Source organism: Acetobacter malorum, assembly GCF_001580615.1.
Taxonomy (GTDB): Bacteria; Pseudomonadota; Alphaproteobacteria; order Acetobacterales; family Acetobacteraceae; genus Acetobacter; species Acetobacter malorum.
On record NZ_LHZC01000048.1, the window covers coordinates 68,136 to 89,173 of the forward strand.

19 protein-coding genes and 2 tRNA genes are annotated in these 21,038 nt (G+C 52.8%); 6 read left to right on the forward strand and 15 right to left on the reverse strand.

Annotation, left to right across the window (positions count from 1 at the left end; genetic code table 11):
- Window positions 1-39 precede the first annotated feature (39 nt).
- From AD930_RS07725 to AD930_RS07780, 11 genes are all read right to left on the reverse strand, one after another.
- A complete protein-coding gene (locus AD930_RS07725; protein WP_061505754.1) occupies window positions 40-309 on the reverse strand; it encodes an HU family DNA-binding protein in 270 nt (89 codons plus the stop codon).
- Window positions 310-443: 134 nt separating this feature from the next.
- On the reverse strand, window positions 444-914 hold the full coding sequence (locus AD930_RS07730) for a hypothetical protein (RefSeq protein ID WP_061505755.1): 471 nt from the start codon (window positions 912-914) through the stop codon (window positions 444-446).
- Window positions 915-1,578: 664 nt separating this feature from the next.
- Window positions 1,579-2,295 (reverse strand): hypothetical protein, encoded by a 717-nt coding sequence (locus tag AD930_RS07740; protein ID WP_061505757.1) that lies wholly within the window; start codon window positions 2,293-2,295, stop codon window positions 1,579-1,581.
- A gap of 56 nt (window positions 2,296-2,351) precedes the next feature.
- On the reverse strand, window positions 2,352-3,365 hold the full coding sequence (locus tag AD930_RS07745) for a hypothetical protein (protein ID WP_061505758.1): 1,014 nt from the start codon (window positions 3,363-3,365) through the stop codon (window positions 2,352-2,354).
- Between the two features lie 114 nt (window positions 3,366-3,479).
- Window positions 3,480-4,925, reverse strand: a complete 1,446-nt coding sequence (locus AD930_RS07750) for a hypothetical protein (protein WP_061505759.1) — start codon at window positions 4,923-4,925, stop codon at window positions 3,480-3,482.
- Between the two features lie 73 nt (window positions 4,926-4,998).
- The gene (locus AD930_RS07755) at window positions 4,999-5,781 is read right to left on the reverse strand and encodes an HNH endonuclease (protein ID WP_061505760.1); all 783 of its coding nucleotides are present in this window, start codon (window positions 5,779-5,781) and stop codon (window positions 4,999-5,001) included.
- A 1-nt stretch (window position 5,782) separates the two neighbouring features.
- On the reverse strand, window positions 5,783-6,979 hold the full coding sequence (locus AD930_RS07760) for a hypothetical protein (RefSeq protein WP_061505761.1): 1,197 nt from the start codon (window positions 6,977-6,979) through the stop codon (window positions 5,783-5,785).
- 1 nt (window position 6,980) lies between these two features.
- Window positions 6,981-8,381: a DotG/IcmE/VirB10 family protein gene (locus AD930_RS07765; RefSeq protein WP_061505762.1), complete on the reverse strand. Its 1,401-nt coding sequence runs from the start codon at window positions 8,379-8,381 to the stop codon at window positions 6,981-6,983.
- An 11-nt stretch (window positions 8,382-8,392) separates the two neighbouring features.
- Window positions 8,393-9,685: a DotH/IcmK family type IV secretion protein gene (locus tag AD930_RS07770; protein WP_082781759.1), complete on the reverse strand. Its 1,293-nt coding sequence runs from the start codon at window positions 9,683-9,685 to the stop codon at window positions 8,393-8,395.
- Window positions 9,686-9,919: 234 nt separating this feature from the next.
- Window positions 9,920-10,609 (reverse strand): DotI/IcmL/TraM family protein, encoded by a 690-nt coding sequence (locus tag AD930_RS07775; RefSeq protein WP_167375158.1) that lies wholly within the window; start codon window positions 10,607-10,609, stop codon window positions 9,920-9,922.
- 164 nt (window positions 10,610-10,773) lie between these two features.
- Window positions 10,774-10,968 (reverse strand): hypothetical protein, encoded by a 195-nt coding sequence (locus tag AD930_RS07780; RefSeq protein WP_061505765.1) that lies wholly within the window; start codon window positions 10,966-10,968, stop codon window positions 10,774-10,776.
- 1,581 nt (window positions 10,969-12,549) lie between these two features.
- Here AD930_RS07780 and AD930_RS17765 point away from each other — a divergent pair.
- From AD930_RS17765 to AD930_RS07810, 4 genes are all read left to right on the forward strand, one after another.
- Window positions 12,550-13,080, forward strand: a complete 531-nt coding sequence (locus AD930_RS17765) for a hypothetical protein (protein ID WP_156476929.1) — start codon at window positions 12,550-12,552, stop codon at window positions 13,078-13,080.
- Window positions 13,081-13,120: 40 nt separating this feature from the next.
- Entirely contained in the window at window positions 13,121-14,008 is an 888-nt protein-coding gene (locus AD930_RS07795) for a hypothetical protein (RefSeq protein WP_156476930.1), read from the forward strand.
- 175 nt (window positions 14,009-14,183) lie between these two features.
- Window positions 14,184-14,465, forward strand: a complete 282-nt coding sequence (locus tag AD930_RS18090) for a hypothetical protein (RefSeq protein WP_167375159.1) — start codon at window positions 14,184-14,186, stop codon at window positions 14,463-14,465.
- Between the two features lie 54 nt (window positions 14,466-14,519).
- Window positions 14,520-14,894 (forward strand): helix-turn-helix domain-containing protein, encoded by a 375-nt coding sequence (locus AD930_RS07810; protein WP_208598585.1) that lies wholly within the window; start codon window positions 14,520-14,522, stop codon window positions 14,892-14,894.
- Between the two features lie 417 nt (window positions 14,895-15,311).
- On the opposite strand, the gene AD930_RS07820 is transcribed toward AD930_RS07810, so the two are convergent.
- From AD930_RS07820 to AD930_RS07835, 4 genes are all read right to left on the reverse strand, one after another.
- A complete protein-coding gene (locus tag AD930_RS07820; protein ID WP_061505773.1) occupies window positions 15,312-15,920 on the reverse strand; it encodes a hypothetical protein in 609 nt (202 codons plus the stop codon).
- A gap of 75 nt (window positions 15,921-15,995) precedes the next feature.
- A tRNA-Pro gene (locus AD930_RS07825) sits at window positions 15,996-16,072 on the reverse strand.
- Between the two features lie 6 nt (window positions 16,073-16,078).
- A tRNA-Thr gene (locus AD930_RS07830) sits at window positions 16,079-16,153 on the reverse strand.
- The gene (locus AD930_RS07835; RefSeq protein WP_061505774.1) at window positions 16,144-16,764 is read right to left on the reverse strand and encodes a hypothetical protein; all 621 of its coding nucleotides are present in this window, start codon (window positions 16,762-16,764) and stop codon (window positions 16,144-16,146) included. Before AD930_RS07835 ends, AD930_RS07830 begins: the two co-directional genes overlap by 10 nt.
- Before the next feature lie 130 nt (window positions 16,765-16,894).
- Here AD930_RS07835 and AD930_RS07840 point away from each other — a divergent pair, with 130 nt between their 5' ends.
- Window positions 16,895-17,695 carry a hypothetical protein gene (locus AD930_RS07840; protein WP_061505775.1) on the forward strand — a complete coding sequence of 267 codons (801 nt, stop codon included), beginning with the start codon at window positions 16,895-16,897 and terminating at the stop codon, window positions 17,693-17,695.
- Between the two features lie 230 nt (window positions 17,696-17,925).
- The gene (locus AD930_RS07845; RefSeq protein WP_061505776.1) at window positions 17,926-21,021 is read left to right on the forward strand and encodes a DotA/TraY family protein; all 3,096 of its coding nucleotides are present in this window, start codon (window positions 17,926-17,928) and stop codon (window positions 21,019-21,021) included.
- The last annotated feature ends 17 nt before the right edge of the window (window positions 21,022-21,038 follow it).

Genomic DNA, 21,038 nt, shown 5'->3' on the forward strand with positions numbered 1-21,038 from the left:
CGCTCCCCCCTTCAATGGGTGTAATGCCCCGAAGCTCTTTTAGAGAGCTTCTTTGAGCGCCTTTGCCGGCGTGAATTTCACTTTCCGACCGGCAGGGATAGTGATGCTCTCCCCCGTAGCCGGATTTCGACCAGCGCGCTCAGAAGTTTCTTTCACGGACAGCTTGCCGATTGTGCTCAGCGTGACGTCTTTCCCCTCTTTCAGGGATTTCGTGATGCCGGAAAGATAAGCATCGATCACTTTGGCTGCCGTCGACTTGGGGATATCGGCCCCTACCGCGGTGTGGGCGATCAGTTCGTTTGCGTTCATGGAAAAATCCAGAAAAAGATTGAAAGGACAGGATGCATGTTACACAAGACCTTGTCCTTTTCAATAATTTTCGTTTGGTTCTTGTCTTTTTCAGTCAGTGCCTAGAGAAGCTCCAAGGTTTACCTCTCAGTTCCTTATCGGCCCATTAGGGTTTTCAAGGACAATATGATTTCGTCTGGTATAATTTTTCCTTCATCCCAGAATCTTTCCACAACACCCCCCGTGGCTTCAAAACCCATTTTCGAGGGGTTGAAGGCATAATTGTCGGTAGTGTGGCTTACGAAAAAACCAGGTCCACCTGGCGCAAGAAGCTCGACCACATCTGGACGGCATCGCAGGATATAATCAGCGCATTCTGGCCGTATCGGCATGGACCGATAACTTTTTAATTCTGCTTCGTCGGGCGTGCAAATGAAGGAAACGGTTTCGCCCAGTTTTTCGCCGCTGATCGCACAGAGACGATTAGCAAGCAAGGAAAGCTTCCAGGTCGGGTCCGGATCATCGGCATGCTCCATGAACACGGGAATTAGCTTCCCGGCTCCATCCAGGCTAAGCCTCCGCATGCTTTCGGGCATCTTGTTGTTGTCGTGTTCAGCGTTAGCCATAATTCAAGCTCAGTATGTCTCTATGCCCTAACCATGGGCCTTTCGTATGAGAGTATCATAGCATGGTGTCGGTTCTACGGGTATGGAACAAAAACAGAACTACGTTGCAGAATCCCACAAAAATTGATTTTCAAGGTAAGTTTCCGCTTTTGATCTGCCCTCTCTCTGGCAAGACTAAGCGCGCGCCAACAGGAAATTCCCTAGTATTCCAGCAGATGTGGCTAGGGTGGCATCGAGATTTTTTGCGTGCATGAGGGCTACTAAATTGTTCCTGGAGGAAGGGTTCACAATGCAAGCCGCTTGCAACTGACGGATGATGCTTCCTAAAACTGTGATGCTGTTGTGAAGTGCTGAGTGCATCCCTCTCAGTCGGTCTATATCTTCCTGGTTCTGCTGCGAGGCCATAGCCTGACCAATTATAGGAATGATAAAGTTTGACAACCTTGCCGCGTCGGCCAGATTTCCCGCTTTCAGCTCAGACACAATGCGTGCGGCCAATTGGCTAGGCGTCATAATTCGGGGTCCCACAATAAATTTCCAATCAAGGAATAGCAGTGTCAATTTAATGGAAAAGTCAATATGCCAAGGATAAAAAGATCATGAAAAAGGCCCGAGAAGGCTGTGCCTTCCGGGCCTTTTCAAAGTGCGCCACAGACGCCATGTATCAGGGGGAAGGCGTGGACGTTTCAGGCTGGGGTTCCTCCCGCTGGGCGTCACAATGCGAGTGCAGCATGCTCTGCTCCAAGAGGGCAGGGCCGGCAGCTTCGATTATGGGCATTAACTCCCCAAGAGACACCTCACCATGAGGGTAATGTGTCTGACCAGGCTTTGGCTCGTAGGTCTCGGCTCTGATGCGATTGAGAAGTGTTGAAAGGGAATGTGCCTCGGCAGCAGGAAGGTCCTGACAGATTTTTGCCTCGTCAATCCAGGTGACGGGAGACGCCGTGTCCGCCAGTATATCTTCGTAATGGGTGCACAACGCAATTCTCACGTTTTGCGCTGCATACAGCTTTTTCGGGGAGGCAAGTTCGGCCTCACTGATAGAACCTAACGGTGTGTCTACTCGGCGCGAAGGTGAAATATACGAAAGCCGTGTGCCACCTGTTGCTGTATTCGTTCCAGCGCTCATCATGCAGGCAACGGCCGAACTGCCTTCCTCGATCTTGCTGCCGGCAGCAAGATTCGCCCCCACATACTGATCGAAGTTGTCAAACTTGGCCAAAAACCTTCCCTGGGACCATGAGCTGCGAGAACGGCTCTTGATCTTCGTGTCTTCTGGCAAGCCCACGAGCTTCAAAAAGTCTGCGTCAGAAAGACCGTCGAATGCTGCGATCAGGATGTTATGAGGCATCGAAAGTTCATATTGAGCGAATGTCGGCATAATAGGAGGCCTGACCTTATTAAAGCGAGTTCTCAATGAGAACACAGATTGGGGCATTAAGCAGTTGGAGCGTGCTCTTCAGAGGGCGCCGGGCCGGATGGTTCCAGCTCATTCCCAACAGCGGGCGAGCTAGGCTTGACCCCAAGCATGCGCCCAAGCGTCTGAGTCAGCTTGGTCATCATATTGCGAAGGTTGTCGCGCATGTCCTCGATTAGACCTGGCTTCTCAGGTTCTTCGGCCTTGAGGCCATCGATCTCTGCCACGGCCTCTCTTATGTCAACGTTCAGGTTCGTCATAATACCCCTGGCTGCTGCCTGAGCCTCAGGAGTCATTTTGCCATCTTTGACGCTATCGCTCCAAGAGGTGAACTGATCCATATTCCCCATCAGACGATCAGCATCCACCCTCATGTCCTGCCGCATGCTGACAAGTTCCGGATCTGACGCCACGCTCTGCATTTCAGCCGCCAGGGTTGAGCGACCATCAGAGGATGAAAGCTCCCTCTGGTCGAAAGATGGGTCTTTCAGCATCTGCACGATGCGGTCCTCCGAGACACCACGTTCATCAGCGTAGTGCTTAATCTGCTGAGAGAATTCAGGATACTTCTCACCTACAGATTTGTTGTATTCCTCTGCGGCCAGAGAAAGTCTTGTGGTTGAGGCCAGCATCATCGTGTAGTTTTCGAGGGCGCGCTCGACGCGGCGCTCCTTGATTTTCTGCCCCAGGCCGGAAAATCTCGGCAGCCGTAAGCGAGGACGCATCTGTGGTGGCTGGTCAGGTGAGGGGGCGTCGTTGCTCGAAAGGCCGCTTGCGGAAAGCATCATCGCCCGCATGAGGTTGATGCGGTTCTGCATCTGCTCCTCGTGGTGCTGGCGTACGCGTTCGTCAGCGACCCGATCCTCAGCCCCTCCGGAATGCGGGGTCGGGGCAGCCTCTTCTTCGGGGGCCGAAGCAGCTTCAGTAGTGACGGCGGCTTCCGGCTGTGCAGCCTGAGGCTCAACTGTTGTTGTGGCGCCCGCTTCGACTGTGCCCTGTTCTGCCGCTTCGGCAACATTTGTCATGATATGCATCCCCTGCACAAACCTGATTTAATTCATGGAGAGGCTGCGGCCTATTAGACGGCAGCCTTCTCTGCATGGATTAATCATAGCATAAGGACGTGCAAGGCAGACTATGCTGAAAGGTCAGATTTTTCCTGATGCCAAACCAGACTGGATTTTGGCTTTCAGTTCATCTCGTTTAGGCCCCGGTGGTAGTACCCGAACCTCGTCAGTATTCCATGCGAGCTTCTGTCTCTTCTGCAAGATACAGTCTGTAAGGGGTTTTGATTCAGGGTCCCCACCCCAGGAATAGGCATCCCCAGCGCGCATGAAATTGTCTGGGACGTCTATCATGGGCGGGATAACCCCGCAGGCCAGCCCATCGCGTATCAGATCGTCCACGACGTCTGGAGGCACTGCGCAATTCAGCCATCCATAGCCGTACATCGGAGCTATATGGTTGCGATCATAGAGATACTTCGCTGCTCGATATGATGCGACTTTGTCGTGAGCGATCAGCCACGCTCCCCTCCAACTCGTGTCAGGCCTTTGTTCGCCCGGCACTCTGCGGCGGCTATCAGGTGCGCACAGGGCCCTCCAGATTGTCTCTGCGACAATACCGGCCGACCATGAGCCAAAACTTATTTTGGCCCGGACAAACTTCATTACAGGTTCGGGCAGGACATCGGAAAGGCGCTGATATTTCTCGCCCATCCAGATGTTGCGAACAGTGATTTTCTTGTAAACCGTCAGAAGCTCCTTCAGTTCCGGGGTAGAGACCCAGTTTCTGATGAGCTTGTTTTTGCTTGTCGAGTTACCGAAGCCATAGATCGTGGCTTCGTCAGGCAATCCGTCGTCGACAGCAATTTCGGCCACAAAGGGTTTACTCTGGCTGCAAAGCCAGGAAGCAACATTGCTCCTCTTTTTGGAGATCTCTTCCACATCAACAAAACTGAACGGCCCGACGGGGGACATAGTCTCCAGAAGATTGCGCGCGTAGGACAGCCTGGGGTGGCGAAGCTTGAAAGTTGGACTTCCCTTTGGTCCCCTTGCTCCGGTGACTGTTAACCGCACAAACCCTCGGTCGGCAACGCAGGTTTCTACAGCTTCATTCTCAGCGAATTCGGCATCTGGCAGGAAAGAGCTGACATCATTGATGAGTGTGGTGCCAGTGAAAAATGTGCTCATCCGTAAAGATGGATTGCACTTCACGGCGATGCCGAATGCAAGCTTGGCGATCCGAGCAAACATGACCGCCATCAACGTTGGTGTGGTGGCGCTGGATGTGTTCTCAGCAAAGCCCCACTCGGCAAGAATTTCGCTAGGCTTGCAGACAAGATATTCTGCGTGACGAAGGTTACTGCGTGTTCGTCCGGCCCCGGAAAAGAACTCCTTGTAGGGAATATTAGTCCAGAAGATTACATCACTAGGCATCTGATGCAGCGCATCTACGCGCTTTGCTTTTTCATCACCCTCAATAGCCATCCAGCCGGACGTTGGGTCTTTGGGGTCGTCAAAAGAAACCGCTCCAAATCGCAGATCTTCTTCGTCTTTTCGGGGTTTTGATGCGGTTGACGCCGTTTCTGACATTTTTCAAAAGACCTTTTTCTTTGACTGGCTTAAAAAATATGCGGAATTAACAGTCAAAAAGTAAGCATGAAAATCAGAATTGACTGATTCCCAGCACTGAGGTCATGATATTTTTCCATGTGTCCGCCTTAAGGCCTGTCGCGTAGGCTCCGGAATCTTGAGGCGAAATCCATTGTTTGACATGGTCTGAAATGACGTTTTTGCCATTCGCTATTTTCACGCCAAGGTTAAAGAGCCGTATTCCATATAGCCTCTCGCCACGCTGATCATAGAGATCAGGCCTTTGTATGGCCATATCCTGAAGGATGTTTCCCATCTCTTTTGCTGAAGACGTTCCGACAAGCCTCTCGGCCTCGCCGGCACGATCAGAAAGAGCTGCCATAACAGCATCCGCTGCCGCCAATATACTCGGACCCTCAGCTATCGGCGATACCTTCTGTCCGGGCTTGGCGGAGGCTGTGATTGGCTGGTCACAGCATGTGAACCGGGCGACAACACACGTCCTTACGATGTGATTTAACTGGGCCTGAGATATCTCTGGCAACCAGATCAAAACACTTTCTTTCAGTGAGCCGGAGTGTCCGATGTGGTCAAGAGAATGGCAGAAGAAGCAGGAGGCAGCCAGATTGGAGATGTCATTGTTGCCATGGTCACTATCAAGGTGCGAGACCTCCATGTCGGTACGCGAGTAAAACCCGCAAAAACGGCAGCGATAGCCATCTCTTTGAAGGGCTTTGTCTTTAGCCTTCTGGAACTCCCGCCCCAGTTCCTCTTGATCGTGCCTCCTCTCGCTCCAGTTGGAGGCTTTGGCAGAAAGAACGAGAGGGAGCAGTTTTTTTTCGGGTCTGAGCGCCATTTTATCCTGCCGGGATAATCCCTTTAGTGGTTACCACTTCCCAGGAGCCTCCCTTGATCTGCCGGATCTCCTTAATGACCCCTGCGCTCCCTCCGACATCTTCATTGATATTCTTCATGATGGCGCCATTCGGGGTTTTGATGAACACCGAAGTCGGCGGGTCACCCTCCGAAACACCTTTGAGGATATAGCCCCGTATTACGTGCGAATGTGAAGAACCAGCCTCTTCCTTTTTCGCAGTTTTCTTGGGCTGAGGGGCTTCAGCGGTTTTGCTCGTGTCAGTGTCATCAGAGGCGGGCGCCTTCTTAGGCGCAGGGGTGTGGATCGTGTCTTTCAGGCTTTCAATATTCGCCTGCTGATCGTTCATTCTGCCCACAAGACTGTCGAGCTTCGCACTCATATTGACGACAGCGATTGCCCCTTGCTCGATTTTTGCTTCCTGTCTCTCGCTGATTTTCTCGATTTCAGCCATCTTTTTGGTCATGTCGTCGAGTTTCGTCAGCACCGAGTTGAGTTTGTCGACGACGTCCTTGGAGAAGGTTCCGACGCTTGCAGATGCCTGCGGCTCACCGGATGCCGGGAATGGTAAGGCCGCTGGCGCCATTGGATCTGCAGAGCCTGGGCGGCCCATGCGCTCCATATCCCCTGGCGTCCTTGCCTGCAGTGGCATGGATGTGTCCTGGTCCGCATCCTGCTGCTGAGCAGCCATACGCCGCCTTGCTGTTCGAGGCGGCGCAGAATCATCATCTGAAGGCGGGAATAAGGCCTGGGCATCACCTCCGGTCTGGGGGAGACCTTCATCCGCGTTCTGATTGGCAGACCGTTTTGCCACCCGGTTTTGGTTGGCCAGTTTTGGCCGCGATGAATGGTGCGTTACAGGCGGTGGGGCGGCATTCTGGCCTGTCGCCATATCGTAGAGTTTTGTGCCCGTACCTGTATACAGTAGAGCAAATAGAACTACAGCGGCCCCCCCTCCGACAATAATGAGCTTCTTCTTGCTTTTGGGTTCCTGACCCTCATCGTCGTCGTCATCATCATCATCATCGACGTCCTGCCGCCGCTGCCGTGAGGCCCTCCGCGGCGGTGCATCGTCATCATCAGCTTCATCCCGCCCGCGACGATCCACGTGCTCGTTCTGCTCATGTTCTCTTTCTCTGCTGCCACCCGGCATGTCTTCTTCAAAAGCGTGACCTGTCATCTCATTGCTCTCCGGATGTGGCGAGGAAAAGAAGCGCAAAGGGTGTCTGCGCTTTTACGGTGATTGTATCCCGCAGATTTCCGTATTTGCTTTGGAATGTGCTGGACAACTGGTTCGCCCCCTGCCCAAATCCATAGAGCAGTTGGTCGGTAGTATTCAGCTTGGCGTTTGAGAACGTGCTCCCGCCGACGCCATAGCTCGCAGAGGAACCCGAGCTGGCTGCCGCTTGCCCCATGCCCTGTAAGAAGCCTGCAGCGAAGTTGACCGCGAAAGACTCAACAAGGTGGCGGTCAATATTTGTCGCCATGGCCGGGCTGAGGTCTTTCTCGCTCAGTGCCACAGCATTTATAGGAAGTGTTTTCGGCCTCTTCTCACCATTTTCATCTGTGTATGAGAACGTCATGGTTTTGAAGGAGATCATCACACCGTCTCTGGTGTAATTGAACGCCCCGAGCAATCTGGCACCATTAAAGGCGCCCTGCCGGATTTCAGCTACCACGGTTCCAGGCGCGTCACTGTCTACCTTGCCCAGAAGGACAGAGTAGAGCATCGTGCCCGGTGCAGGGAGCTTGAATTTGGCATCGTCAGATTGGGACCCATCTGCATCCGAGGATCTTGACGGAGACTTATCTCCAGATGCGCTGCCTGAAGATGAAGAACCAGCATGCCACAAGCTCGCCTGCTTAGCATCATGCCACTGGCCGTTTTCTTCGAGATAATGGCCATCACCAATCCCAAGGCCGTACACCTTAGTCTCGCCGCCTGAAGACTTGCTTCCTGCTGACGTCGCGCCAGAGGTTCTGTCTTCAAAGGCCACTGTCGTAACCGCCGGCGTTTTGTATTTCGACAGAGCCATCTCTTCTGCCTGATAAGACTTCAGTAGCTCAGGGTCTAACTGGTGGTGCGAGGTTGCGTTTATAACCTTGGTATCAGATTTCCCCGTCTTAACTGGTTTGGAAACCGGAGGGGCCTCGTCCGGCATCGGGAAGTCAGGCATCTTTTTTTCGGTCTGCGTCGTAGAGGGGGTTTCGTCTTTGTCTACGGGCAGGTGGCTGGGTAGCGCCTGTTGTTCATCGACGGGGGGCAGAACAGGAGGGGTCTCACTCCCACCCGTTTTAAGAGCCTTCTGAATATCAATGTTCGTTTGTTCATGGGAGAGGCGAGCGTCTTCCGGCGACATCGCGCTTTTTGTTCCGGCCCCTTCTTTGATGCCAGCCACTTTCCTTGTCGCAGACTGCTCTTCAGCGGTTTGGGTGATCCTCTTGGAATGGGAATTCCCAAAATAACCATAGCCCAAAACGCATCCGCCTATGACAAGGGCGGTTGCAGTCAGTTTTAGTCCCGCCTTGTCTTGCGTAAGGCGCTGGACAAGTGACTTCTTTTCATCGTCTTCATCAGCCATCAGAAGTCACCTTACTCAATATCGCCAAGGTCGAGATCGACATACACGGATCGACCATCGACCAGGAATTGAAGGACCGGAGAGCCACGAAGCGTGTATTCATCGATGGCATAGGCACGACTTCCTTCTGGACTTTTGTGGTCCTGCACGTAGTCTGGGGCGGCCATGATCATATGCGATCTGACATAGAGAAGGTGCTTGTAGCGCCATGCTTCGACGTCGGGATTGCTTGTTTTGACGGCCACAGCTCCCTTCGGGGGCAAATCGTCAAGGAATTCGTTAATCACCTTGTCGTTCGCCGGTTGGAGAGACGATCCTTCCGTTATGTCTTCCTGGGCGTTAGGGCCGCGGCCGCGAATGCGAATATCCTTTCGGTAATCGACAACACCGCTTCCGTTCACCACTGAAAAAATAACGGGGACGGGAAGGCCTTCAAGTGTGACCACAAGGTTACCATAACCGTAGCTGGCCTTTGGTGCGATTACGGCCATGTTGGTTTTGCCATTCTGACCGGCTTTTGTCGTCGCGAATGCATCCGAATTCCCGGAGGTCACTGAAGTGATAGGCCATGGCGCGCCCGTCTGGTCGTAGAATGTCAGGACGGTAGCATTCCCTGGTGCCAGACCGATGCGGGGCGGGTCTTCGCCAGGTTTCAGCGAGAGGGAGATCGTGCCTGAATGTGGGGTCGGAATAACCCCGTTAGCTGGCTCGGACATTACCCTGTCACGTGAATCCAGATGAGATCTCTCTTTCCGTATCTGATCGTCGGACATGGGAGCCATCCTTTTCAGAACTGCTTCAAAAGCTTCCTCGCCCAGAGGATCCATTTTCTGCTCGCTATTCCCGTAATCTGGGGGCGGAGCCGCATACATTTTTTGGGCTTTGCTGGCTCCATAGGCGTTATCAACGGGATGGTCCGCTGCAACCATTGATGGTGGCGGAGTGTTCCGACCGATCCGCCCTCCGCCGTCCTGACGCGGAGGCCGATCATCTCTGGCGGCAGTTGGGTTCTGTGCCGGAGGTGCATCCCCTCCGTCGGGAGGAACAGGCGGGCCTGGCTGGGGATTTAGTGGGGGTTGCGGTTGTGTGCGGTCAACCACAGGGCCACTGCGAGCAGCGGGAGGCTGGATGTCGGATATAGGGGAGCTTGCTGCCCGTCCGGCTATTTCCTTTGGTGCTACCGCAGGCAAAAAGCCCTGAGGGAGTTCCTCAGCATGCAAGGGCGCGCACAAAGACATCCACCCAGACATAGCCGCGGCGGCGGCGGGCAGCGTGAGACGTGGGATCATGGATGATCGTTTCATGCGCACATCATCCTCACCTTGAGAATGACCGGCGCGTTCACCTGTGCGCGCAAGCAGAGCGTCTCCTTTGCATGTTCGGCATTCTGGTCAGGTCGCATTTAATCCATTTCCGCAAGGCCTAATTCGCCCGTGTTCACCAATGGTATGGATCAGAAGTCGCAGTTTCGAGTAAAAAATAACAGGAGGGGTTTTATCCTCCCATTATTCGGCTCAGGCAGGAGGCCCGGAATTGGATTATTGCGCGACTATCTGGGCAATCGCGAGGCCACGCCCGTTCTCATTCTCCGTTTCACTTTGTCGGACGACGAGAACGCTGATGATATAGTTTTGAGAAGACGAATGCTCATGTATGCCGCCTCTGAAGGTCACAGTGATGCCAAGCTGGATACTGTAAGCATAGCGACCGTCGCGCACGCCTTTGTCCACAAGGATAGGGGCTTTCGTCGGAACAGCAGACGTGATGTAATTGTTTTCAATGACCGGCTCGATGAAGTTTTTCTCAAAGTCTTTCCTGAAGGATTTCCATCCGCCGAGTGTAAATCCATCCTGATCCTCAGTGAGTTGTTCTCTCCAGTGGACGTAGTCTTTGGTGTAAACCCCAATAACCTCGGTTGTGACCCACTGGAAAAGAGCTTCACGAGTCATAATCGGCTGATCAAGTGGAACCAGAGGTGATATGCGGCCTCTGGCGTCCGTTGAAAAGAAGCGCATGACCGGAGGCCGCGTGGCCTCATAAACAAGGGCGATCCCGAGGACGCATACAACGCCCGTTAAGGCTACGACTGTCCGGGCCAGGTAGGTCATAGTGTTCATGTCGCCGTAGTTGCGGGACATGATAGTGGCAAGGATCGATCGAGCATTCAGCTCTGTCTTTTTCCTTCCAGACATTTTTTCTGTGCGATTTTGACTGCTTTTGTCTGACATGTCGAATGACCTGACCCTTACCTCTTTGCCCAATGCATCAAAGTAAAACGACCGGCAATTGGTAAGTCCAGAGCTAATAAGCATTAGGCTCAGAAAGCGTTACGACAGACCGCAGCCGACCTGTTTAGACCTTGTACCAACAATCCCTTTTGCAGGAGATCTGTCTATTTCAGAGCACCTTCTCCCAGTGCTTCGGCATCCTGTTTAGTCAAAGGCGTGATGAAGCCCTTAAACGGCGCTTGAGAAATTACGATTTTTGCAGTCTGCATACACACCGCGTCTCGCGCTAAGCTGACGCCGAGAATGACATTCACCCCGATTAAGATAGCCATAAGCGGATGTGGACTGCCACCAGTCATATTGATTCTTTTGAGCATAGTGTCTCGAACTAATCCTTGGCGGTCCATATAGGCCCGGCATGGGATAACAAGTCCATAGTGAACGAGTTTTAGGTATTAGGTGGACCTTATCCTTTCGCAAGGATAAAGCGTTGTGGACGCAGCAGGTGTTGACCGTTATGTTGGGTTTTCGGGAGCAGGACAGGGTATTTACGTTTCGTCCTCAAATCCCTTTCGGCCATGCAAATCGCTTTGGGAAAAGAGAGAACATTTCAGATGTCAGAACCGAGAACGGATGACGGCCTGCCGGACGCATCTTCAACGTCTCATTCCAAGCCGTTGGTGTCCGATGCGGCGGAATATGTTCCGGCTCAACCGTTAATTGAGAGACATTCTCTGTCCAGGGCCGATATCGACAGAATTCTTAGAGAGCGGAATCAGCCGGCAGCGTCATCAACAGAAGTCGCCCCTCCGACGGAAACCTCATCACCTGGGGCGGCCCCCCTAAATGCTGGCTCCCCGTTCGACCTTGAGGCCCTGCCTCCTGAAATACTTGAAAGTGTTCTGGCAACCATTTCTAAAAATCAGGGGAAAATTCCTCTGAGCAGTGCCTCTGCCAAAATTACTGTTGTTGATGACAGACAGCCTTCGGGCGGGGAGGCTCTTGTCCAGATCTTGGACGATAATGAAACAATTGAAGTTGCAGTGACTGAGCCTGCTCCCAAATCGGCTCCATCACCGACTCAAGTGCAACAGCCAGCACCCGAGGCCCCTCGGACGCCATCGGCGGGAGCGGCCCCCGTAAACTCTGTAGCTCAACGCCAGGCTGGAGCCACAACTCCAGCGCCCAACCAGGTAAGAGGATCGGTTCAAATCTCTCCTGGGAGTGCAAAAATCAACTTTGCGCCCAAAGCGCCGCAGGTAAAGTCGCCTCGAAGCGGAGGGATTCCGCAGGTCACAAACGGGAAAGTTGGCGCTCCGGGCATCCAGTCAGGTCAGTCCTTCAGAACCGGCCCCGTAAGAGTGGCAAGCACCAGCGGCCAAACAATGGTTTACTTCAGGCCCGGCAATCAGCCTCCTGCTGCTGTTAAAGTGGACGAAAAGTCAAACACAGTGCGCGTTGGCTCCGTACCACCGTCGGTCGCTAAAAAAATCGAGGATAAGTTGGCGGCCAAGGAGGCCGATGCCCGCGCGCCACAAGTTGGTCCCGTTAAAGAACGTGGACAAGTGGCGGCCATTCCCGCTGATACAAAATTACATTCCGCCCCCGTCCATCCTAAAGCTCCACCATCCCCTCTGCAGGCCGAGGGGAGTGGCGATGCGTCTGATCCCGAGAGCGCTGCTCGGCGAGAAGAGGCCGCGAAAGAGTTAATTGTGGACCCCGCAACTGAAATGGAGGCCCGGAGTGGCGGTCATAAATCAGGGGGGGGCACACGCTCTGCACATAAGGCAGGCAAGGCAATCCCGGCTGGCTCCAAAGGAGGGGGGAAAAGGGGGAAATATAAAAAGCCCCCAGTCGTGACCAAGCCCGTCCTCCTGTTTGGTGTCTGTGCTGCGGCCTTGGTCTGCGGTATGATATGGCATTCAAAAAGCAAGCAAAGCGTGACGCAAGCCATACCAAGGAGCCATCTGGCTACGAACGCAGTGCCTCTAGCAGATGATGCGGATGGCCTCCCGCAAGCTGATACCCCGGTGCCTCAGCCTAAGAACCGGAACGCGCGGTTATCGGCATCAAAGCCTGTGGTCGATAGGGCATCACTCCCCCCCATGCCGCCACAGAACGATAACATCTGGAAAATAACCCCTAAGCCTTCGCCAATAGTCCCGCCCGCACCTAAGCCGAGCGACGGGGGCGCCTCACTGCCGGGGCGGCCCTCTGCCGCGCTCCCAACGGGGTCAGACGCATTGCCAAAGGGGATGGTGCCAGCATCTGCGGTGTCTGCTCAGATTCCTCAGCCTGAGGTTACGGCAGATCTCCACTCAGTGACAGTGCGTGGCGTTAAGATGTATGTCCCCACAGACGGCTCAGCCGGGAATCTGGACAATCTGGGCATCGATACAGATTTCGCTCAGGCCGTTCGTCTTGGTGAGGGGAAAGGTGGCTGCGAGACCTCAGTATCTTCACCCCAGTAACTGGTCACCCATCATTTTCTGAACTCCCCAAGGAACCTTTATGAGCGATATCAGAACTGTTCTGTTTTCAATCCCCGTCCACGAGCGTCCTGATATTGTGAGAGATCAGATCAGGAATATCAAAGCCTTCTGCCCTGATTCCGTTGTCTGCCTGCACGTTTCCCGCAGTGCTGGTGATGACATAACCGCTTACCTGAATGTGGCGAAGGAAGAGGGCGCGCTTGTAAATCCAAATCGTCTGGACACCGGAAATGGTCATTCTGGGATTTTTCACGTTCATTGCTCGAATTTCTGCTTCGTGCGTGATGAAGGGGTGCCTTTTTATGCAATAACCCTGCTTTCATCCAACGAGTTGCTTATCCGTACCGGATTGGAGGACTTTATCCAAGAGCGGCGCGTTGGATGTCAGACCGTCCTGGCTGAAACCACTGCAAATTGGCATCTCTTCAGATATGATCTCTTGGAAAAGCTCCGAGGTAACGGATTTCTTCAGCACTTAGGCGTCGACACTTATTTCGGCGGCCAGGCCGAGGGGCAGTTCTATAGGGCTGAAATATTCGAGATTATTGCCAAGGCCTATACGGATTTCTTCCCCTCTGATCTGCCTCCCGGTTTTGAGGCAGAAGAAATTATCCCGCCGACCGTTATTGCAAGCCTCGCTGCGCAAGGCGCGAACATTTCCGCTCCTATTACATTGTGCGACTATTGCCATGACCTGCAGATAACTTCCGATCTGATCATGAAGATACGTGGCGGGCGAGGTGTGATTTACGCACTGAAATTCAGGGGCATGCTGGCATCGCCGCATGTGGGCTGGTCCTCCTTCGACAACATCTTCAGCGTGAAGCGCGTGCCACGGGAGGAGTGCGAACTGCGAACGTTCATCCGCGATCTTGGCGTGGCGGGTTCAGAGGGCCATGAGGCATGAGGGACGACGGCAAATCAGACGGCCATATGGGGATGGGTGCTCTTGGTGTCATTTTATCCATGTCTGCCGGTCTTGGCCTTGCAGGGCCGTTTGGCTCAGGGCATGCGCGATCTGAATCTCCGCGGATGAACAAGCGGTCCCCGACGGTTAGATCAAAACAGGAAAAGGCAAAGATTTGCCGGAATCAGGCTGCTCGCATGGCACGGAGGATCGCCAGAAGCGCCCGCAGAGGATTGAAGAAGTGATGGCGGATCATCGTCTCAAGGGGGGCAACTTTAAAATGTTGCTGAGGAACTTGCGCCTGAGGGCGGAGGGCAGGCCAAATTCCATAGAGAGTTTTGAGGTGCTATCGCCTTGGTTTAAGCGCGCCAGGCTCCAAGCTTTGAAGGAGCAGGCGACATCAGATGCGCAAGGACAAGTCGATAAAAGCCCGAATTCGCAGACCGTGAGGAAATGAGGAAGGATTATCCTTCGACTTAATTACCGCTTTGTGCTACATAATACGGATCGAATGAAACGTAATGAGCACAAAGAGGATTTTATGCCAGCTTCTTTCACGCCTTCGAGTTCGGTAGCTGAGTCTATTCAAAACTTAGGGCTGAATATTCGTCAGGCTAGAATACGCCGATCCATTTCAATGCAGTCTCTGTCAGAAATGGCAAATACGTCACGCTCAACCATTCAAAAAGTTGAGCAGGGCGACACAGGGGTTAGTATGGGCATCTATGCGTCTGTTCTGCATGCCCTTGGCCTTCTTGGTAACATTCGGGAGGCGGCCGCTCTTGCCAATGATCCGGAAGGTCAGCAACTCGCCTTAGAAAGCCTTCCCAAGAGGGTTAGCTCCAAGAGAGGCTCCAGGACCATGAGAAAGACCTCTCGCTACTGACTCTCCAGGTTACGTCACTGCCGGCGCGCACTCATCCTGCATTGCCGGCCGTGCCTCTTTTTGGCGAAGACAGTCCATATCCAATTCAAGGTCATTCTCGCATAGGATCTCAATATGAGCGGAGGGGATTGGGGAGAGGCATGCAACCTCATATCCTGCGTCTGAGACGGTTGCGGCTCCCTCTGGGAGAGTAACCTTCAGCAGGGCTAATTGCTCATCATCATCAAACTGGTCGCCAAGCCAGTTCGTCAGTCCATCCTCTAAAGCGTCTATAGACGAAAAAAGGTAGATTGCAGCTCTCGCCTCATTCGCGGCCTCAGAATGTGCCCCGATTGACGGGAGAAGACCCCTCCGGATGATGCTGTCGAGGTTTCGGGCTGGGGTCAGATGATAATATGCCAACGCGACAATCCTCTATCACGGGGCCGGGGCATCTTGAGGGGCGAGCCGCTGGCATGCGGCTATTATTTCCTCTCTGAGTGGCTCCATAGCATGTTCACTGCAAGAGGAAGCGGCTTCGCGGAGCATGAAAGAGAAATCGTCATGGTCCGGCGCACAGGCGAATTTGAACTTATCGTCAAATAGCTTTCGGATCGCGATATTCGCTTCGTCATCGAATGAAGCAATCGTTTCGAGAGTTTCGCCCTCCGGGAGTTCCAGGCCATCGATCTCTGGAAGCCATTTTGTGAACTCGCTCCTGATGAAATCGCTCCAGGATTCATCAATAGCTTCCCTGGTCAGGCTGGAAATCCGTTCTTGGAAAGGCTGATCACCTTCGCGGAGAGACTTCTGAACGTAATCTTCAATGGAGGATGCAATTTTTACTGCCGGGCCACCCGGCAAAGATTCAATATGGATTGTGTAGCCGGTAAGGGCGTTGCGCACCTTATTTTCACGCCATGTCTCCCCCTCTGGATCCGCTGTTTGCAGTTCCTTCTGCATCGCCTCCCAGGCGGCAGTCTGAAGGAAGGTCGGGCCTCGTGGAAGAGAGGGAGACGCGATTATTTTGTATTCTTTGTCAGACATGACGGTAATCCATTGGAGAGTGTTCTTCCAATGGTAGCGGGCATATATGCAAGGAACAATTACTGAGGGGAAGGGTGGTCCGGACGGCAGGATTTGAACCTGCGGCCTCAAGTACCCAAAACTCGCGCGCTACCAGGCTGCGCCACGTCCGGACAAAATGGTGCCGCAGGATGGATTTGAACCAACGACCTACCGCTTACAAGGCGGTTGCTCTACCACTGAGCTACGACGGCATTGCAAGCCTTATGTCCTGAGAATGTTCAGAACGCAAGGATAAATAACAACCTGCAGTATCCTCGTTGGTGGCGATACCGGCTTTCAGGGACCAGCGTGATGCGAATAGGCTTTGATGTGCCGGCGAAGACTGCGCCGAGGGCCTGATAAAAACCACTGATACGTTCTTATCAAATATGCCGTCTCTGATTTTCCGGAGTATGGAATAGGGGAATGATATTCTAGGTATGACGCCGATTAAACCTTCCTGGGCCTCCAGGCATATCTTCTCGGCCAAAAGAGGCACTTTTCTGGGCGCGCTTCCTACAGATATCAACCTCCCCGGCATAACGGAGTTCTCACACCAATACTCGCGATCAAGTGTGGGGTTGTCTGGGGATATGAGCGTTAAAGCTCCGGAATATTTCTTGGCTGCCAAGGCAAAGAAGTTCATGCATAGCGTAACCTGGTGAGCGCTCATTTCTGCTCCAGGCCATGAGATTTCATGGACGCCATAGGTGAGGTGTGAACTCTCACGATTAATCCCGGGTTTGGTCGAGGGGAACCTTTTATTAATTTCGTCCTGCTCTTCTCGATAGAGGTCGAAGATGTCTTTCATATCAGCAGACATACGGGGGCTAACCTTGGCCAAAACATTGCAAATAAGTGGGGTATAATCCTTGCTACATGATCTTTATCGGGTTGAGTAGTTTTAATTTTCACATTATTGGTGTGGTGTATTTTGACAATTAGAGAGAACGATGGCAGAGAAAAAATTCTCCTTGGCTGACCTGACTGATGATCAGATTGCAGTGGCGAGCAGAGTAATTCGAGAAGCTGGATCGGCTCTCGGCATGGTGCAGGGGATGTTCAATAAAGATGCTCCTGGTGGGGAGATCGAACAGCGATCTGAACTCGTTCCGCTGGCAGTTAGGAAGGCAACTCGCCACGTCATCGAATTAGCGGAGGCCCTTGGAATTCCTTCTGAGGAAGCGGAAGCTGTTACACGCCGCCACGCAGCAATCCGGAAGGCCAACATCCGAATTCGGGGTCTGGAACGTCAGCTTGGAGAGTCCGTCACACCAGACAAAGTCCAACAAGCCGTCAAGAGCTACGTCAAGAGAATCAAGCGCTGGTGGGATATCCATGGCTTTGGACATGTCTCCAGTTTCGTATTTGAGGAACATATCGTCAGGGTTTCTCTCAGTTGCTTGCCCTTCGGAGATTTTCCGCTAATCGATAGCAAAACGCCTGTATCTGATAAGGAACGGAAGACTCTTTGGCGAAAATCGCTCGAAGATCGTGGATTTGTTCTGGCTGAGGAAGAAAAGGGGAGCTTTGATTTTAATGTTGTCGATTGCGATCAAACGCGGGAAGCGATAGCCCGGACAATCAAAGAGGCATTTCCGACAAGCAGGATTATATCGTTTGAAAATCATTCAGCGTATACGCCCACTTTTCCCGATGGGCGCCTGCATCTTAATATCAAGGATGTTAATATCATAATCTATTCACTCTCTGAGATCGCAGCGCTTCCGTTGCCAGAGGAAGAAATGGAATAGTCCATGCCTGCTAATTGAGATCTGGTCATAAGAGTGAATGACGGGGGAGTAGTTGGCCCCGTCTCTTTCCTCTCAAATCAATAAATCACGGATAAACGCATCCTCTTACGTAGATTTTTGGGATGTTATTAACCGAGTATTAACGAGAGGCATTTAATCCTTGTCTCTTGCAATAGGGTTTTGCACCCTTTGAGATGACATTATTTACCTTTTACGTAGGGTCATCTCTCATGAGCGCCAAAAAGCAGTCCGATTTCGCAGCGCGAGGCAAGAAAGAGTTGCGCGGCATGATCGTGGATGACCTGATCAAGAACAAAGGTGTGGGCTTTGGTATCGGCGTAACGCGTGATTTCCAATCTGCAGTGGAAACCACGCAGCCAGCTTATAGCTGGATCAAGAGAGCATTGTTTTCTAAGTCCATCCTAGGAGCTCAGCTCGAAGATCTCCCTACAACATCGTCCGACCCTAAGGTGCGATTTGATACCGCAAGAGAGGTGTACGGCATTACGCAGGACGAAGAGTCACGCGTCCAAGATGCAAAATATAAGCAATTCTGGACTTACGTGGCCGTTTCAATCGTTGTGGCCAGCCTGATACTGAACGAATATTTGCACGGCTATTTTTCAATACACATGGCGTTCTTATCATTGGCGGTGATGTGTTCTCTGTTTGTCGGCATGTTCATTTCTGCATTCTATAACTGGCAAATCAGAACAGAGCGGCTGGGATTGATGTCTCACTTCCTGGCTCGGCCAAAAGAGTGGTTTCCGGTGCCGGTTCCAAGAGGGGCTGCAAAGTCTCAGATTGAAGGAAGGACTGGGGCATGTCTTCGATGGCTTGGGCGTAAGGCGCTGGCTATGGTGCGCGTTCTCAAGCGCTTCTTAGCCTTGGCTGTAATCGGAGGGGTGTGCCTTCGACCAGAATGGGCGCATGCGGCAGTAGGCGTCTCGGCCACTTCCATGCTGCAGCCGCCTCCAAGTTCCGATCTATGGGGGCGTGTTCTCGGGATGGTATTCCCAGACATCCCGCCGCTGTCAGAGTCTTCAGGAGCCATTCACACAGCTATCTCCAATGGCATCCAGGGCGGGATGGGGGCCTTTATTACTGACCTGACAGCAGTATCTCTTTTTATGTTCATGTACCAGACTATCGTCGGAACCGCCGAGACGGCGCATCAGGGCGAGTTGCTTGGGCGTAAGTGGCACACGATGTGGTCTTTGCCTCGTGTTTGCTATGGCTATGCAGCTCTCGCTCCTGTTGTGCAGGGATTTTGTCTGCTTCAAGTCCTGATTGTGTATGTGGCCATAGTCTCGGGCAATATGGGCAACACCATTCTCTCTTCGTTTGTCGACGACCTGATCAAGCCCCAGGCGATTTCACCTCCTCCGTCCGATACCGATCAGATGGCGTTGAACACCTTCAAAATGGAGGCGTGCTACGCCACATATCGCGCCATTCAGCAAAACAATGGCGCGGGTTCGCCCCCATACCCTACGAAAAGCCAGGTTGAAACGTCGTTTCTCTTTCATCCGATAACTTTCATTGTTCACGGCTTCAACAAGACCATTTCCGGTGATGACCTAAATACCGCGGGGAGCGGCACGGATAATCAGACCAGGACGACCTGGGATTTCGGGCCTTGCGGATCCGTCTCTATCTTATCGCCGGTTACTGCGGCAGATGCGGCCGGAACTTTAGCGAAATCGCAGATCAGTGCCTTTGACCAATTCCTGGTCTCTCTTCGTTCGCCCGCGGAGAACGTCTACAAGGCGACGATTTCGGGCAGCGATGGGATTGGTTTGGATGGAATGAAGGATGAGATATCATCGGTATTCGAGGCAAAAAAGACTTACGATCTGGCTCTTGGGCAGGCTACAGCCTCTTTTGTTGAAAACGTAAGGCAAACCGATCTCTCCGATTTCAAGAGTGCGGTTGAGCAGGCTGGATGGGCCTCTATCGGCGCCTACTACATGACAATCGCCCGTATCAATACGGCGATCATGGCTGTGGCCAAAAATACTCCTCAAGTCTCTGCGGTGAGTGCAGATAGTAATGAATCTGATGGGTTAAATGCCCGCCTGAATGCCAAGCCTAATGGTATCTATACCATTGCTGACGACGCCTGGAATCAAATGATGATTCCCAGCCAGAAAAATCTGGATAAAGCGGCAACGGCGATGAATGCCATGCATGGTGGGGCCGAATACTATCTGAAGCAGATGTTCTCTTCGGATTCTAAAGTGCAAGGTGCCGCGCTCTCATTAGCTCTCGACGGGTTTGGTGGTGATGCGAACACCTATGACGCCATGCAAGAGACAACCATCATGGGGAACTACATTGTGGATGCCGGAGAGACTGCTCTCGGACTTTCCGGCGTTGGGGCCTCTGTTCTGATGGCGGCAGAAAGCACCCCGGAAGGTAAGATGGCTTCCCTTGTGGGGAGAGTTAATAATTTCGCGGGGAAGGGCGGTTCTGTTATGAGCTCGCTGGCCGAAAAGGCTGGCTGGGCGCTATTCTTCATGTTCCTAGCCCTGATGACAGCCGGGATTTATGATGCTTTCATCCTGCCATTGCTTCCGTATCTTCATTTCTTTTTTGCCACGATGGGCATACTGATCCTGACCGTCGAAGGTGTTATAGCCGGCCCAATTTGGGCGTTCATGCATATCAGAATGGATGGTGATGAGCTTTTCACAGGTGCTCAGTCCCCAGGATACAAGATTTTGTTCAACCTATTCTTCCGTATCCCGCTAACTCTGTTCGGCTTCTTTTTCTCGATGCTGATTTTCGATGCGACGATATGGTTGCAGCATATCACGATCTGGCCGGCGATGGAGTCAGCTACTGCTGATGCAACGTTCGGACTGGTGGGCACGATCGTTTATATGCTTGTCATCACGGGGATGACCTACGCGATCGCAAACAGATCCTTTACCATGATAACGGGCGTTCCGGATCGCGTGACACGCTGGTTCGCAGGTGAGTCTGCAGCGAATGGTGACGAAACCAATGTCGCTGTTGGGAACATTTCCAGTATTCGTGGCCGGGTGCAGGGTGGCGTAACCAAAGCCTCTCAGCTTTCTGGCAGCGGAGGCGGCGGCGGCAAGGATGGCGGTGGCGGTAATGCCGTGGCCGGCAACAGGGCGGCGGAGGCCGCCAGGGATGCTACGACCGAAGCTGGCGGTGATGCGTCGATGAGGGAAGGTAGTGTGCAGGAATCGCAGACATCAGAAAGCGGTAGAGAAGCTGGGGCTGTAGCCAGAGAGGCTGGTTCTGCAGCCAATGCCCCCAGCCCAGCACAAGAAGAGGCTCCAGGGCTACGGTGAGAAAAAAATCCAGTGGA